General features: G+C 36.3%; 7 protein-coding genes. All 7 read right to left on the reverse strand.

Features of this window, described 5'->3' with window-relative positions; translation table 11 throughout:
• Positions 1–185: 185 nt before the first annotated feature.
• The 7 genes from FLACOL7796_RS07055 to uxuA all read right to left on the reverse strand — a co-directional run bounded on the left by FLACOL7796_RS07055 (position 186) and on the right by uxuA (position 16,099).
• Positions 186–2,600 (reverse strand): glycoside hydrolase family 2 protein, encoded by a 2,415-nt coding sequence (locus FLACOL7796_RS07055; RefSeq protein ID WP_173970107.1) that lies wholly within the window; start codon positions 2,598–2,600, stop codon positions 186–188.
• Between the two features lie 96 nt (positions 2,601–2,696).
• Entirely contained in the window at positions 2,697–3,881 is a 1,185-nt protein-coding gene (locus FLACOL7796_RS07060; protein ID WP_173970108.1) for a glycoside hydrolase family 88 protein, read from the reverse strand.
• A gap of 174 nt (positions 3,882–4,055) precedes the next feature.
• Positions 4,056–5,573, reverse strand: coding sequence for a RagB/SusD family nutrient uptake outer membrane protein (locus FLACOL7796_RS07065; protein WP_173970109.1), 1,518 nt, complete (start codon positions 5,571–5,573; stop codon positions 4,056–4,058).
• A gap of 16 nt (positions 5,574–5,589) precedes the next feature.
• Positions 5,590–8,592 carry a SusC/RagA family TonB-linked outer membrane protein gene (locus tag FLACOL7796_RS07070; protein ID WP_173970110.1) on the reverse strand — a complete coding sequence of 1,001 codons (3,003 nt, stop codon included), beginning with the start codon at positions 8,590–8,592 and terminating at the stop codon, positions 5,590–5,592.
• A gap of 211 nt (positions 8,593–8,803) precedes the next feature.
• On the reverse strand, positions 8,804–12,907 hold the full coding sequence (locus FLACOL7796_RS07075; RefSeq protein WP_173970111.1) for a two-component regulator propeller domain-containing protein: 4,104 nt from the start codon (positions 12,905–12,907) through the stop codon (positions 8,804–8,806).
• A gap of 173 nt (positions 12,908–13,080) precedes the next feature.
• A complete protein-coding gene (locus FLACOL7796_RS07080; protein ID WP_173970112.1) occupies positions 13,081–14,712 on the reverse strand; it encodes a hypothetical protein in 1,632 nt (543 codons plus the stop codon).
• A gap of 202 nt (positions 14,713–14,914) precedes the next feature.
• Entirely contained in the window at positions 14,915–16,099 is a 1,185-nt protein-coding gene (gene uxuA, locus FLACOL7796_RS07085; RefSeq protein WP_173970113.1) for a mannonate dehydratase, read from the reverse strand.
• Between the last annotated feature and the right edge of the window lie 303 nt (positions 16,100–16,402).

A 16,402-nucleotide genomic window follows, 5' to 3' on the forward strand; every position in this document is an offset into this window, starting at 1 on the left:
CTTTGTCGAGCTACGTGTGTGATCCTTCGTTCCTCAGGATGACAAGATTGTAAATAAGCTTTGCGTCTCTGTGTCTTTGCGCGATTAATTCCATTCAGCTAAAAACAAAAACCTTCGCGTTCCTTGCGTATCCCGATAGCTATCGGGACTGCGAACTTTGCGGTTAAGCAATTAAGCGGTTAAATCTAATTAACTAAAACCTTCAAATATTCCCCTTTAAAACTCTGATTCAAAGCCGTCATTTCTATCGGAGCGCCTGATCCGTCAGGAACAACTTCAATAGAAGCCTTTCCGTTTGCCATTTTTATCGATTCACTTCCTGTTGGAGTTCCTTGATTTTTCATGGTTTTTCCGCCTTTTAGACACTGAAAATAAACACTTTCTTCATAATCTAAACAACGCAAATTGTTATTATCAATTGCAATTGCAGTTACTAAATAATTCCCATTTTTTAATTTTTCCGATGACAATTGTAAAGAAGTTGCAGTATCATTTTTATTGAAACGATAGTTTACTTTTATCGTATCCGAAACTTTTTTTCCGTCTTTTGTTTCTCCAACAGCAATCAGAATATTTTCTCCTTTTTGGAAATTCACATCCCAAGTTAAGCCATTTGCAGGATAAAGCGAAAGGTTTCTTTGCTTTTGTCCTAACGATTTTCCCTGATGAAATAAAGTCACCTTTTCGCAATTGCTAAAAACGCTCAAAGTTCTCGGTGTATTTTCAGGACCCTGACGTTCCGTCCAGGTGTGCGATTCGATATATGTAAAGGGTTCATCGCTCCAGTAACTTTTAAAAACATAATACGCATCTTTTGGATTTCCGTTACGATCTACCAATCCTTTCTGATTCATGTACGGAATATCATCTTCCGGACGTAACGGCGTTGCAAAATCCTTAAATGCCCATTGAACATTACCCACGAACGTTGGATCATTCTCGGATATATGCAAATGCCAGTCAAATAAATCAACGATATAATTCTCACTCCAATCGCCAATTTGTGCAATATTCGCCACTTTGGTTTGTACAATAGCTTCTTCCCAACCTTCAGATTTTATAACATTTTCGCCTGTAATCGGGTTTTCGCTATGACGACCTACGTGGCTGTCTCCGCCATATTCAGCATGAATAAAATGTTTGTATTCTTTTTTATAAACGTCAATTGCTTTTTGGTAGTTTTTATAACTCCCGGAATACCATCCTGACCAGATAGAAGGGGAGAAGACATCTACAATTTGTGAACCTTCGTAATACTTTCTAATAGCCGTTTTTCGGGTTGGATCCATTTTATGGGCGATGTCGTTAAGTTCCGTCAGGAATACATTCGTTCTTTCGGTATTATCTCCGTCAGGGAAATCAGGAAGCCAATTCATTTCATTTCCAAGTGACCAAATAATGATACTTGGATGATTGTAATTCTGATTAATGATTTCTGCCAGCATATTTTTAGTATTCGTTTGCCAAAGTTCGCCGCCAATTCCGCCACGACACCAAGGCAATTCATCCCAAACCAATAAACCCAATTCATCACAAGCTTTATAAATTTCAGGATCTTGCGGATAATGTGCCAAACGAACAAAATTAGCGCCCATTTTTTTGATAGATTCCATATCAGCGCGATGTTGTTCGTTGCTCATTGCTGCGCCAACTCCGGCTTGTTCTTCATGACGATGTGTACCGCGAATCAATAATCGTTTTCCGTTAAGATAAAACGGACCGTGATCTTTAAATTCAAACCATCTAAAACCTACCTTCTCGTTTACGCTGTCTCTTACTTGATTTTTCTCAGATAAAAAAGCAGTTACTTTATATAAATTAGGTTTCTGAGTATCCCACAATTCAGGATTTTTCAGGTTTTCGAATGTAATTGTGGTCGTGTTATTAGAAACAGGAATCGTTTTGCTGGCAACTTTTTTTCCTTTCGGATTTTTAAGAACTACAGTCAACGATAAATCTTTGATATTATCCGAATTTACGGTCGTAGCTACAATATTTAAAGAAGCTTTTTTAGCCGAAACTTCAGGAGTTGTAATCTTTAAATTCCCGATATGGTTTTTGTATTTAGACAATAACCAGACATCGCGAGTTATTCCGCCGTAAATAAAGAAATCACTTTTTTGAGACGGAATAACTTCGATATCATAACTGTTATCAACGCGTACAAAAATATCGTTGTTTCCTTCTTTAATAAAATTCGTAATATCAATGGTAAAACCAATATATCCGCCAATATGTCCTCCGGCTTCTTTACCGTTTACATATACTTTTGTAGTTACATTCGATCCTTCAAAATACAAATAATAACGTTTGTTTGAGTCTATTTGCGAGATGTTTAGCTTTTTTTGATACCAGCTTGCATCGCGTCTGTAACCCGGATTAAGATCTGTTGCATCTTCGGCATTCCAGGTATGGGGTAAATTTAGTTTAGTCCAGTTTGTTGCTTTTTGTGCTTCGCTTAGACTTGGTGTATGATTTTCAAGATACTGCCAGTTTTCATTGATATTCATTTTTGTCTGAGCAAAACTGCTGCTCAGACAAATTTGAAAAAAAACAAAAAGTGCAAAAATAGAAAATGTATTATTTTGATAATTCTTCATGTGTGTATAGGTTCAGAGGTTCAGAGGGACAAAGGCCCAAAGATTTCAAGGTTCATAAGTTCAAAGGCAAAAAAACTTTGTTGCTTTGTTACTTTGTTACTTTGCCACTTTTCTTAAAAGAGCTTCCAGAAAATAATAGTCGGCATAGATTATAGGTTCGTCGATTTCGTCGTGTTTTGGCCAGTTTCCGGTACTGTGATCAAATATAAACGGGGCGTTTATTTTTGGATCTAAAATGTATTTATCCGAATGCAAACTCGCGATTATTTTTTCGGCGAAAGCCAAATAACTTTTATTTTTAGTATAATCGTAAAGCTCATATAAAGCAGAAGCCATAACGGTTGCAGCAGAAACATCACGCGCTGAATTTGGAATAGCAGGATCTCTAAAATCCCAATACGGAATCCCGTCTTCCGGCAGGTTTTTATCGTTCATAAAAAACTTTGCCGTTGCTTCGGCTTGTTTTAGGTAAGCAGGATCTTTGGTATAACGGTAGGACATCGTAAATCCGTAAACTGCCCAGCCTTGTCCGCGTGCCCAAACCGAATCATCATTATATCCCTGAAGCGTAGTTTTCTTTCTAACGGCTCCTGTTGCAGGATTATAATCAATAACATGGTAGCAGCTATTATCTTCTCTAAATTGATTTTTAAGCGTTGTATTGGCGTGTTGAATCGCGATATCCTGATACTTTTTATTACCGGATAGTTTTGTGGCTTCAAAAAGCAATTCGAGATTCATCATGTTATCGATGATTACAGGATAATCCCAAATTTCCTTATTAAAATCCCAAGAACGGATTGCGCCCACTTTTGCATCAAAACGAGTACATAAAGTTTCAGCTCCTTTAATGATGACGTCTTTGTATTCTTGTTTATTTGCTACTTTTAGAGCTTCGCCGTAACTGCAATATACTTTGAAACCAACATCATGAGAGTTTCTGTTTACGCTTTCTTTTTTGCTGAAAGGCGTCCATTTTTCAGCTTGTTTTTTATAAGCTTCATTTCCTGTCAGACGGTACAATTGCCAAAGATTTCCGGCAAAGAATCCGCTTGTCCAGTCTCTTGACGGAACTTTTTTAATTTCATTGGTTTTGATGTTCATACTTCTGGGCATCGACATAGAGTCAACCGGATAATCCAGTAACATTTTGTATCGGGTTTCCAGAAGGTTTTCTGCTGTCGCAGAGGTACTTTTTGTTGTAGAATTAATCCCGGATTTGCACGATTGTGCCAGCAGTGCAAACCCAAGGACTAAAGCAAAAAAACTAATTTTACTCATATTTATTATTGTTTATTTAATTAAAAATTGAGAATTAAAAATTAAAAATTGGCAGTTCTTTTTTCATAATAGATCTAAAATGGGCATTAAAAATTAAACAGATAGCCATTATCATAATTGCGATTAAGCAGATTTTTAATTTTTAATTCTCAATTTTTAATTTTTTCTAATGTTTTAGTAACCAGGATTATTCGGTTTTAAATTAGGATTGATGGCTAACTCAGTTCCTGGTAACGGAAATAAATAATCTTTTGCAGGATTAAAATTTGGATGTGGCTCAAAACCATTCGGACCAAAAACTTCAGGACCGTTTTTCAGTCTTTTGATATCGTACCATCTTATATATTCAAATGCGAGTTCTAATCTTCTTTCGTCGATAACCATTTTTCTGAAATCAGACTGAGATAATCCCGGTGTAACATTTGCAGGAAAAGAAACCAGTTTTCCGGCTTTGTTTCTGGCTCTGGCACGCACTCGGTTTACATAACCATCAGCTTCTGTAGTTCCCGGAGTAATTTCGTTTAATGCTTCGGCAGCTGTTAGCAAGACTTCGGCAAAACGCATCGTGATATAATTGTGTTGAGAAGTTCTTCCGTTGGCACCTGCTTTTCCCGGAAAACGGTAGTATTTTGCAATATGCGGACGTGGTGCTTTCTCATTATCACTCGAAGGAAAAATTTGTAATGCTCCGCCCGGACCGGTTTTCTTTCTGATAATAGTATCAAAACTTACTGATCTTCTGTAATCTCTTTTGTCCCAATCGTTAAAAACTTTTAAAGAAGGAACGGCAACAGAAAACCCTTGTCCGTAGCTGTAACTGTCATCTTTTAAAGATCCTGTAAAAAATGCAGTATAATCCTGACCGTAATTTCCTGAAACTAAATTATTAAAGTCGATGGTAAATAAAGGTTCTTTTAGAGCCGCTGCTTTTGTAGCATTAAATAAATCCTGAAAATCAGCATCTAAACCTAAACCAAATTTTGCTTCGTTTGTAATTACATATTTAGATTCGTCGTAAGCTTTTTGGTAATTACCTAAAGTTAGATAAACCGATGCCAGATATCCTGCAGCTGTACCTTTTCCGGGAACGGCTTTTACTTTTGGTTTGTCTTCCAGCCATTGTTTTGCAAATTCTAAATCGGCAATAATTTTTGGGTATATATCAGCTTCTTTGGTTCTGCTTAATTTATCAACCTGAGCCACTTCGTTTACAGGGAAATCGATATACGGAACATCGCCAAAAATACGTACCAAATGATAGTAAGCAAACGCTCTTGCAAAATAAGCCTGAGCAACAATAGCGTTTATTTTTGCAGGATCTCCCGGCGTTTTTTTAGCACCAGCTATCGCCTGATTTGCTGCGCCGATAATAATATACGATTGCGGCCAAAAGTTGGCTACAAGTGCGTTTGTATCGTTCATGTTCATGTCATTTACATCGATACGTGCCGCCTGAGTAGTTCTGTCGCCAATATCGGCCATATCATCGCGCAACATAAGCGCGATTGTAAATTCTCTTCCCCAGTAATTATTGTGAGCAATGTTAGCAAAAGCTCCGTTTACAGCAGCTTGCAAATCATCGGTATTATTAAAGAAGTTTTCAGGGCGAATAATTCCCACCGGATGTTCTTCCAGATCAGAACATCCAAAAGCGAATATTCCTAAGGCAAGAAAAGCTATATATTTTTTCATAATAATATTTTTTAGACTAAAATTTTAAATTGAAACCAAAAGTGAAAGTTCTTACGTTCGGGTAACTTCCGTAATCCAATCCTAAATTGGTATTACTTCTTGAGTTCGTATCATTTAAGTAATTTACCTCAGGGTCAGAACCCGGATAATTGGTAATTGTCCATAAGTTTTGTGCACTGATGTAGAAACGAACTTTGCTCAATCCCATTTTCGAAACTACTTTATCATCTAAACTGTATCCTATAGAAACGTTTTTTAGACGAATGTAACTTGCATCATAAACAAATCTTGAGGTAACTCTTTTCGTTCTTGCCGCATTTATAGGCACATTTGTATCAGTGTGAGTAGGTGTCCAGGCATCTAAAACTTCTGTAGTAGCATTGTTATTTCCTGAAGCCAGTTCCATCAAAGTATAATTTAAAATCTGATTGCCTTCTGAACCCTGAAAGAAGATGTTCACATCAAAGTTTTTATACGTGAAATCATTATTAAATCCGAAGATGAAATCAGGATTTGGGTTTCCGATGATGGTTTTATCATTAGAATCCAGTTTTCCGTCACCGTTTACATCTTTAAACTTTTCTCCTCCGGCAATAGTTTCAAAATTTCCGGGAAGAACTGCTTCTCCCTGCTGAATTACACCATCATAAACAAACCCAAAGAAAGAACCCACCGGTTGCCCAACTCTTAAAATCTGAGAATCTGTAGCAAGGAAATGTCCAGGCGTAGAGTTGATTAAAAGATCTTTGTTATCTGCCAGTTTCAGGATTTTATTTTTGTTTGAAGAAATATTAAAATTAGTTGACCATGTAAAATCAGCGCCAATAAAGTTTTTAGTATTAATACCCAATTCCCATCCTTTGTTTTCTAATTCTCCAACATTTTGAAGCTGAGTCGCGATTCCTGAAATTCCTGGTAACGGTCTGCTAAACAATAAATCTTTGGTAATTGTTTTATAATAATCGGCTGTAATGCTGATTCTGTTATCGAATAAACCTAAATCAATACCGTAATCTTGTTGGTATGACGTTTCCCATTTCAAGTTAGGATTGTTTATTGCCGTAAGCTGCACCGCATTTACAATTACATCACCACTTACATCATAGACTTCGGCAAATTTAGAAAGCGTAGAGTAGGCATCAATAGAAGGATTTCCGGTAGCACCATAACTCGCTCTCAATTTAAGATTAGAAACCGTTTTACTGTCTTTTAAGAAATTTTCTTTACCAATATTCCATCCAATTGCTCCAGAAGGAAAGGTTCCGTATTTGTAGTTTTCACTAAAGCTCGAAGAACCGTCACGACGTGCTGTAAACGTAAATAAATATTTATCGTCGTAATCAAAATTCAACCTTCCAAAAGCTGATATTAATTCGGTTTCAGACAAACTTGATTCCGGTTTTAAATACACTGTTCCCGCACCTAAATTATGATACGAATTGGTATTCGTTAAAAATCCTCTTGACGCAGCATACACACGTTCGTTTTTGTTTTTTTGATACGAATAACCTCCAAGAACCGTTAGAATTCCTTTGTCGATAATTTCACGTTTAAACGTTAGATAGTTCTCTGAAAGAATCGAAGAAAATCTTGTATTGGTTACAGACGCTTCTCCTTTGATATTTTTTCCTGCAATTAAAGTCGACGGAATGTATCTTCCGGTTTGAGAATTATTATCCGTTAAACCTAAAGTCGTTTTAAAGTTCAAATCTTTGGTAATTTGGTACGAAGCAAAAAAGTTACTTCTGTTTACCGTTGAAACCGTTTCTAAAACATTTTCCATTGCCGTTGCATACGGGTTATCGATATCGTCCCCAATTGGAGCCGTTGTGGTAAAACTTCCGTCAGCATTATAAATTCCTTTATCCGGCATAAATCGGTAAGCCGCTGCAATTACACCCGCTGCACCAGTTCCTCCGGCGCCAGTCTGGCTAATAATTCCTTCTTTGTTTTGCTTGCTTTGAAACACGTTCAAACCTACTTTAAACTTATCTGTTAAATCAGCTTCAAGATTACTTACAATCGTGTATTTATCAATACCTGAGTTTATTACAACTCCGTCCTGATTAAAGTAATTTCCTGAAACATAATATCTGATTTTATCAGAACCTCCTGAAAAAGACAATGAGGTATTCGAAATCATTCCCTGACGATAAATAACATCTTGCCAGTCTGTATTTGCTCCTCCGGGAGTATGCGTTGTAAAACTTTTTCTGTAGGCTACAAACTGATCTCCATCTAATAAATCTAATTTGTTGTTTACCGATTGTACCGATGTTGAATTACTGAATTCGATAACTGGTTTTCCCGGTTTACCTTTTTTAGTGGTAACCATAATAACCCCGTTTGAACCTCTTGATCCGTATATGGCTGTAGCCGAAGCATCTTTTAGAACCTCGACAGAGGCAATATCCTGAGGTGCCGGCATCGAAACTCCTGCAAAACCATCTACCACAATAAGAGCATCTCCACTTGCATTGATGGATGTTCCTCCACGAACCCTGATTTTTACCGGAGCACCTGGTTCACCACCATTATTAGATTGTACAGAAACCCCCGCTGCACGACCTTGCAAAGCTTGCTCAGCATTTAGAGTAGGGTATGCGGTAAGTTCTTTTGCCGTTACAGAAGAAACCGAACCGGTAATGTCGCTCTTTTTACGGGTTCCGTAACCTACAACAATTACTTCGTCAAGATTTTTGGTATCTGGTTTAAGACTGATATTAACAACAGTTTTGTTTCCTAAAGGAACTTCGACTGTTTGATATCCTACATAGTTAAAAACTAAAACAGCATTTTTCTCTGAAACTATAACACTATAATTCCCATCCATATCCGCAGATCCTCCCACAGAAGTACCCTTGATATAAACATTTGCACCAGGAAGCCCAAGTAAGTCTTCGCTGGAAGTCACTTTTCCGGTGACTTTTCTTTCCTGTGCATTTACAACAACATTTACCAGTAAAAAAGTTACCAGCAAACACCATTTAAGCGATTTGAAATTTTGGTTTGTGAACATTCATTTTGGTTTTTAAGTTAATGTTAGATAAAGTAAAAAATCAATAAACTCATTCCGATTATTATTATCACAAATAGAATTTGCAGTAACACGAAATTTGTTTTCTTGATTTTCATATCGCAAATGTAGATTTCGCAAACGATATAGAAATACAAAAAAGGGTATCTAAAAATACAGATACCCTTTTTTAAGTCTTAAAAACACTAGGATTTTACACTTCAACAGCAGATTTATAGAATTTATCTGAATATTGAGACGGCGTTTCTCCGTACTTTTTTTGAAAGCATTTACTAAAGTATTTCGGATTATTGAAACCTACTTTATAACTGATTTCTGAAACGTTTAATTTGTTTTGTTCTAATAATTGAGCGGCACGTTTTAACCTGATTTCATGAATGAATTCGTTTGGTGTAAAATTCGTCCAGGCTTTTATTTTTAAGAATAACATTGTACGGCTTACACCCAGTTCTGTACAGAAAAACGGAATATCGAATTGCTCGTTCGAAATGTTTTCTTCGACAATTTTAAAAGCTTTTTTCAATAGATCTTCATCTAAAGAAGAAACGGTTATTTCTGACGGAATAAAATTATCCTCGCTTGAGAATTTGTTTTTTAAACGTTCTGTCGAATTCAGTAAGTTTTTAACGCGAAGTTTAAATTCAATTAAATTGAATGGTTTACTAATATAATCATCCGCGCCACTTTCTAAACCTTCAAATTTATATACCAATGATGTTCTCGAGGTTAAAAGAATAACCGGAATATGACTGGTTTTTAGATTTTCTTTGATTTTAGAACAAAGTTCCGTTCCTACCATTTCAGGCATAATTACATCGCTTATAATTAAATTAGGAACGTGCTGAAGCGCTTTTTCAAAAGCAACTTTTCCGTTTTCGGCTTCAATAATATTATAATCTTCTTTGAGCAGATTTTTCATGAACGAACGTAAAACCTTGTGATCTTCGACAATCAGGATCGTTTGTTTTTCGTCGTTTACTACAAAATCATCAATATCTTCAGGTTCTGCTATTTCAGTTTTTTCTAATTGAGCCGCATATTGATCGATATCATCGCTGATTTTAAAATCGGTAATAATTTCATTGTCTAAAAGATGCGTTCTGCCTAGCGGAAGCGTTACTTTAAAAACCACACCCTGAGTTTCTTTATTCGTTACTTCAATATCTCCTTTGTGCAGTTTTACGATGTTTTTTACAATCGAAAGTCCAATTCCGGTTCCTTTATTATAATTTTTCTGAACGTTGTTGTGCATCGGAACTTCAAAAAATAAATCAAAAATTTTATCGATATGCTGTGGCGCAATTCCAACTCCGGAATCTTCTACAGCGATAAAAAGATTTTCATTATCGTGCGAAATTTTCAAATGAATAGTTCCGCCTTTTGGAGTATATCTAAAAGCATTCGAAATTAAATTATAAAAAACACGCTCGAGTTTATAACGATCAAAATAGACCAGAATTTCCTCTTCAGAGGATTCAAAAGTATACGTATAACCGCCATCTTTGGCATATTCGATAAAAGACAAAAAGATTTCTTTGGTGAACTTTACAATATTTCCTTCAGCAGATTCCAGCGTTACCTGATGATTTTCTAATTTTCTAAAATCCATCAGACGATTAATTAAACTCAAAAGATGATTGGCACTTCCTTCAATGACCAATAACTTTTTATACATTTCGTTGGTACCATTATAATTAGCCAGAATTTGCTGTAAAGGCCCTAATATAAGCGTTAACGGCGTTCTGAATTCGTGTGAGATATTGGTAAAGAAATCCAGTTTTGCAATATTGTTTTCTTCAATACGTTTGGTTTCCAGATACTCTAATTCCAGTTTTTGTTTCAGTCTGGCTTTCGATTTCATGATCCAGATTAAACCGTATAATCCCAAACCAATTATGATTCCGTACAATAAAAACGCCCAAATACTGCGCCACGGAGCAGGTTTTACAATCACCGTTAAGGTTGTGGGAACTTTGTTCCAAACGCCGTCATTATTGGCACCACGAACTTCAAAAGTATAAGTTCCCGGGTTCTGAATTGCAAACATAGCCTCCGTATTTTTGGTAAGCGTCCAGTTGTTTTCCAGTCCGGTTAAACGGTAGCTGTATTGATTTTTTTTGGATCTGATATAATTAGGAATCGCAAAATTAATCGAGAAATTAGCCTTGTCATAATCCAAAGTAATGGTTTTGGTATAACCAATACCTTTTTCTAAAATACCTAATGAATCATTTGGGTTTGTAGTTTCATTTTTGATTTTTAAATCAGTAATCAAAACCTGCGGAGCATCTTTATTGATGAAGATTTTTCTCGTATCAAAATAAGTTGCGCCAGAAGGGCTTCCAAAATAAAATCTATTAGCATCCAGTTTTAAAGCCGCATTATCATTAAATTCATTATTTACAATACCATCTTTTTGATCATAATTGATGGCTGTTTTTAGGATCGTATTGTATTTTATAATTCCCTGATTGGTACTAATCCATAAATTTTTATTATCATCTTCAAGAATGGAGTGGATGGCTGTAATAACCGTATTTCTAATTTTTAGGTTAATTCTGTTGAATTTCTTTCCGTCAAAATAATGCAATCCTTTTGCTTTTGTTCCTACCCAGATTTTATTTTGCGAGTCCTGAAATAAGGTCAAAATATCATCTCCGGATAAAGTAACATCATCATAAAAAAAGTGTTTAACAGCGTATTTATTCGATTGAAAATTTTGAAGACTAATAAGATTCAGTCCGCTTAGTGTTCCCACCCAAAGTCTTTTTTGTTTGTCGACTAAAACCGTTCGAACATAATTATTGCTCAGATAATTTGGTTTGGTATTTTCATTTCTAATAAATTGAAAAGCTTTAGAAACAGTATTATAACGAATTAATCCTTTGCTAAAAGTACCCATCCACAATACATCATTCCCTTCTGTTTTGATAGAATAAACCCCAACATCTTTTAACGAATCTTTTAATTGAGGAGAAATCCGATCGTTTTCAAAATTCTTAGTGAGTGTATTATAAGCCGAAATTCCTTTAGAAAAAGTTCCCATCCATAAAATATTGTTCTCTGCATACCACATCGATTTAATATCATTTATGGGCGTTTGTCCCGTTTTGTTGCTGATGTAACTCGTAGCTTCTGTATTTTTATTATAAACAGTAACACCGCCACCTTCTGTACCAAAATAAATATTCTGCTTTTTGTCGGTCACAATTGCACTCACGACATCATAACTCATCGGAATCTTTTTCGAATTCTGATCGTAATTGAAGAAATTCGCATTAGAAATATCCCACATATTTACGCCTTTGTAATAACAGCCCACCCAAACAGAACCTTTTTTGTCGACAAAAATCGATTTTACCTTTTCGATTCCGCTGCTATGAGAATTATTACTATTGTTATTATTTATCTTTTGAATACTCTTGTCTTCTCCTAAAACATAAATTCCGTCATAAGCACCAATCCAGATTGAGCCTTTACGATCAATAGCCAAAGCACGGATTTCATTGTTAATTTCCTTAGATTTTTCGTTAGGTAAAAACGAAACAAAGTTATTTTTTGATGGATCAAATTTTAAAAGCCCTTTGTTTTTTGTTCCAATCCAGATATTGTTAAAACGGTCTTCAACTACTGCTGATACATTGAGCAAATCAGTATTGTTTATCGGATAATTTTTAAAAGTAAATTTTCCGTTTTTTCTGCTCGTTAAGAGGCATAATCCTTTTGTTGTTCCAATCCAGATCTGACCTTTTTTGGTTTTTAAAATGCTAATAATATTATTACTAGGAAGCGTTGCATTGTCCTGAGAAGAGTGATAAGCAGAAGCAAACTGTTTTGTTTTTTTATTATAAACAGTTAAGCCTTTTGAAGTTCCAAACCACATTTCATCTCCAATTTGCCTGATGCACCAAATAGTATTACTATTTATAGTATGATTGATTTTATCATGCAAATATCGATTGAAAGTATTGGTAACCGGATCATAACAATTCAGTCCGTTATAAGTTCCAATCCATAATTTTCCGGACTCATCTTCTTCAATAGATAAAATGTCGTTACTGATAGAAGTTTTGTTGGTCACATCGTTTCTGTAAATAGTGAAACGGCTACCGTCGTATTTATTAAGTCCGTCGCGCGTACCAAACCACATTTGTCCAAATTTATCCTGATGTATGGCAATAACAGAGTTCTGCGAAAGTCCGTCAGTGGTTGAGATATTTTTAAGGCGGTATTTATTTTGGGAAAATATATTTCCTGAGATAAAAAGAATTGCAAGAAGAGCTATTTTATACTTCATGGCATTGAAATTTTAGTAAAGAATTCTGTTTTGCCACAGATTAAAATGATTAACTAAATAAGTTTAAAAAAATAGCCACGAATTCACGAATGATTGCGCATAATTAATTAAAAATAATTCGTGAATTCGTGGCGAAAAAATCTTTTTAATCCTTTTAATCTGTGGCAAAAAAACTATTTTAAGCGTTTTTGCAATTGATAATCATACAAGGAAGGAACTTTATCCATCGCTGTATTTAGAAACTCAATATAAGCGTCAGGTTCATATTTTACTTCGAATTTGGTGTTTCCATTCACACCAATAATTCTGGCAAAAGGCCCGTCTTTCATGCCGTATAATAAAACCGGTTTGTCATTTGGGTTTGAAACCAAAACATTCAGATTCCAAAACGTGCTGAAAGGTCCGTGAGAAGGTTTCCAGTAATCAGCGCCACCACCGCCAAATAACAGATAACTATTATTTTTATCAGCTGTAATATGTACCGTAATACGATCAAATAAGTTTTGATGATTTGCCCCTGAATGCTGATCTAAAAGAGCATCGGCAAAAATCTCACAATCCTGATACACGTTTTTAGTCGAAAAAGTATTGAAACTTAAAGGATGTACCGCCTTATTATAGATTTTTAGATTCTTAACTAATACATTATGTACACCGCCCAAAGTTACCGTATAATGCGACAAATGAGGGCCATCGGTTACAATATCCTGAACGGTAACATTTGAGATTTCTTCGCCTAAAATACCGCTATCGGCATTAGTGATTTTAATATCTTTTACCCAACTATTAAAAAGACGGGTTAGAAAAATTCCGTTATTTCCGGGTTCTATGTGGTGTGCCACTCTTGGAATATCAGGAAAAGTAAAACTTAAATGTTCAATTCCTACTTCGTCAAGATGTTTCCATTCTACCAATTGCGCCTGATAACTTGGTTTTATAGCAATCGTCAAAGGCGTTTTAATCGTAATTTTTGAACCTGAAATTTTAGTAATTTCAACTTGTTGTCGTACGATTGGAAGTTTAGGGAATTTCCAGTGATGAGAACCCGGCTTTACATTCGCACCTTTGTACAAATCTTTTATGATTTCGCCGTTTTCACCATCCTTATTAAACAATTGCAATTCGACGATATCGCCAACTTTCAATCCTTTAACTTCCGAAACTGAAATGGTATGTTCGCCCATATTTCCAGAACTCACTTTCGCTAACGGATTTGGCGTTGGCTCATATTTATCTAAATACGATTTTACACGTTCACCCGGAACTTGCGTCCAGATAAATCCGCCTGACCAGGCATATTGCGAGAAAGGCAAATCGACATTGTTTTCAGGTTCGCGCTGTCTTTTGTCCAATGTAGTCAGGTATTCACGAAGTTCAGCCAAAGACTCAGAATCTTTAAGATACATCATAGGTCTTGGGCAATAAATTTCGGTTCCGTTATCACCAGAACCCGAGCCTCGAAGTACAAAATTGCTTCTTTCGATATAGACAATTTCGCTCAGAATAATGCGTCCCGCAGGCAATTGCAAGATCACGTTGCCTTCGACTGCATTGGCAGCTTTTACGGCCTTTAGTAAAGCTTTCGAATCATCAAGACCATCATTTGCTTTTACACCATAATCAGTCGCATTGATGATTGTTCCCTGAACTTCCGGCAGTTTTTTCTCTCCAAAATGATAACCTGCATAACTAAAATCAGGCAGATAATTGGCTTTTGAATAACTTAGTATTTTAGGCGTTTGCTGCGCCATAACAATACTGCTGACAAAAACACTGCAGTAGATAAGGAGGGTTTGGGTATTCATGGTTGTGGTTATTTGGTTAGTTAGTTTTTTTGCCACGAAGGCTATCCTCATTTTTGTCCTCCTGACGAAGGAAGGATCACACACGTAACTCGACAAAGATTGGAGAATTACTATGCTGAATTTCTAGTGTGATCCTTCCTTCGTCAGGATGACAAGATTGCGTTTAAATCTTCACGCCTTAGCAACTCGCGGCACAAACTTTTTAAAGTGACTTCTTAATCCCCATTTCTAGGCCTCTCAATTCAGCCAGTCCTCTCAAACGCCCAATCGCAGAATATCCAGGATTGGTTTTTTTATTCAAATCGTCCAACATTTGGTGCCCGTGATCCGGACGCATTGGCAATTGACTGTTATTTCTTTTTTCGACTTCGATAATCGCTCTTACCACTTCGTACATGTCTACATCGCCCTCAAGATGATTCGCTTCATAAAAGCTTCCTTCGGCGTCTCTTTCCGTGCTTCTTAAGTGAATAAAATTCATCTTATCGCCGTGACGTCTCACCATTCCCGGTAAATCATTATCAGCTCTCACGCCGTACGAACCCGTACACATCGTAAACCCGTTCGATTTTGATTCGGCGCAAGCCATCAATTCAATCAAATCCTCCTCGGTACTCACCACTCGTGGTAATCCTAAAATCGGGTAGGGCGGATCGTCAGGATGAATCGCCATCAAAACACCTTTACTTTCGGCAACCGGAATAATTTCCTGTAAAAAGAAGAATAAATTTTTCTTCAAAGCCGCTCTGTCAATATGGTTATAACCGCTTAAAGTAATCAGGAAATCCTCTACAGAATACGCTTCTTCAGCACCCGGAAGTCCCGCCAGAATATTTTGCTGTAATTTTACTTTATCAGCATCTGTCATGGCCTCAAAATAGCTTTTTGCCTTCCCGATTTGTTCTGCCGAATATTCGTTTTCTGCTCCCGGTCTTTTCAAAATATACAATTCAAAAGCCGCAAAAGCATTAATATCAAAACGTAAAGCTTTCGATCCGTCGGCAGTTTCATAAGCCAGATCCGTTCTAGACCAATCTAAAACCGGCATGAAATTATAGCAAATACATTTGATCCCGCATAACGCCAGATTCCGAATGCTTTCCTTATAATTTTCAATGTATTGAAGATAATTTCCCGTTTGTTTTTTAATGTCTTCATGAACCGGAATACTCTCTACAACCGACCATGTCAATCCCGAAGCCCCTTTTTTAGGATCGCCGTTTTCATGCTCAATTTCAACCTTTCTTTTAATAATTTCTTCAATATCCCAAACTTGTCCATTCGGGATATGGTGTAATGCCGTTACAATTCCGGTAGCTCCGGTTTGTTTAATATCTTGCAGAGAAACGGGATCGTTTGGCCCGAACCATCTTAACGTTTGTTCCATTTTTGGTTTGTTTTTTTGCCTCGAAAGCCTTAAACTTTGAGGATATTATTTTTATAATTTTCAGGAGCTAATCCCGCTATCCGTTCCAATCTTTTGTGCCGAACCCCGGCACAAAAGGATTTCCACTTCTATCGGGGCTAGGACATTCGTAACTTTTTTTTTTTTTTCTTTTATTGTTCTGTCAATGAGGTTTTTAATTTTTCACAATCCCTTTGCGATCTCAAAGTAAAACGGTCTCAAAAAAATTGCGAACTTTGCGTAAAACCTTTGCGTTCTTTGCGGTAAAACTTCTTACAGTATAAT

This window comes from Flavobacterium bizetiae, from assembly GCF_902804475.1.
GTDB classification, from domain to species: domain Bacteria; phylum Bacteroidota; class Bacteroidia; order Flavobacteriales; family Flavobacteriaceae; genus Flavobacterium; species Flavobacterium bizetiae.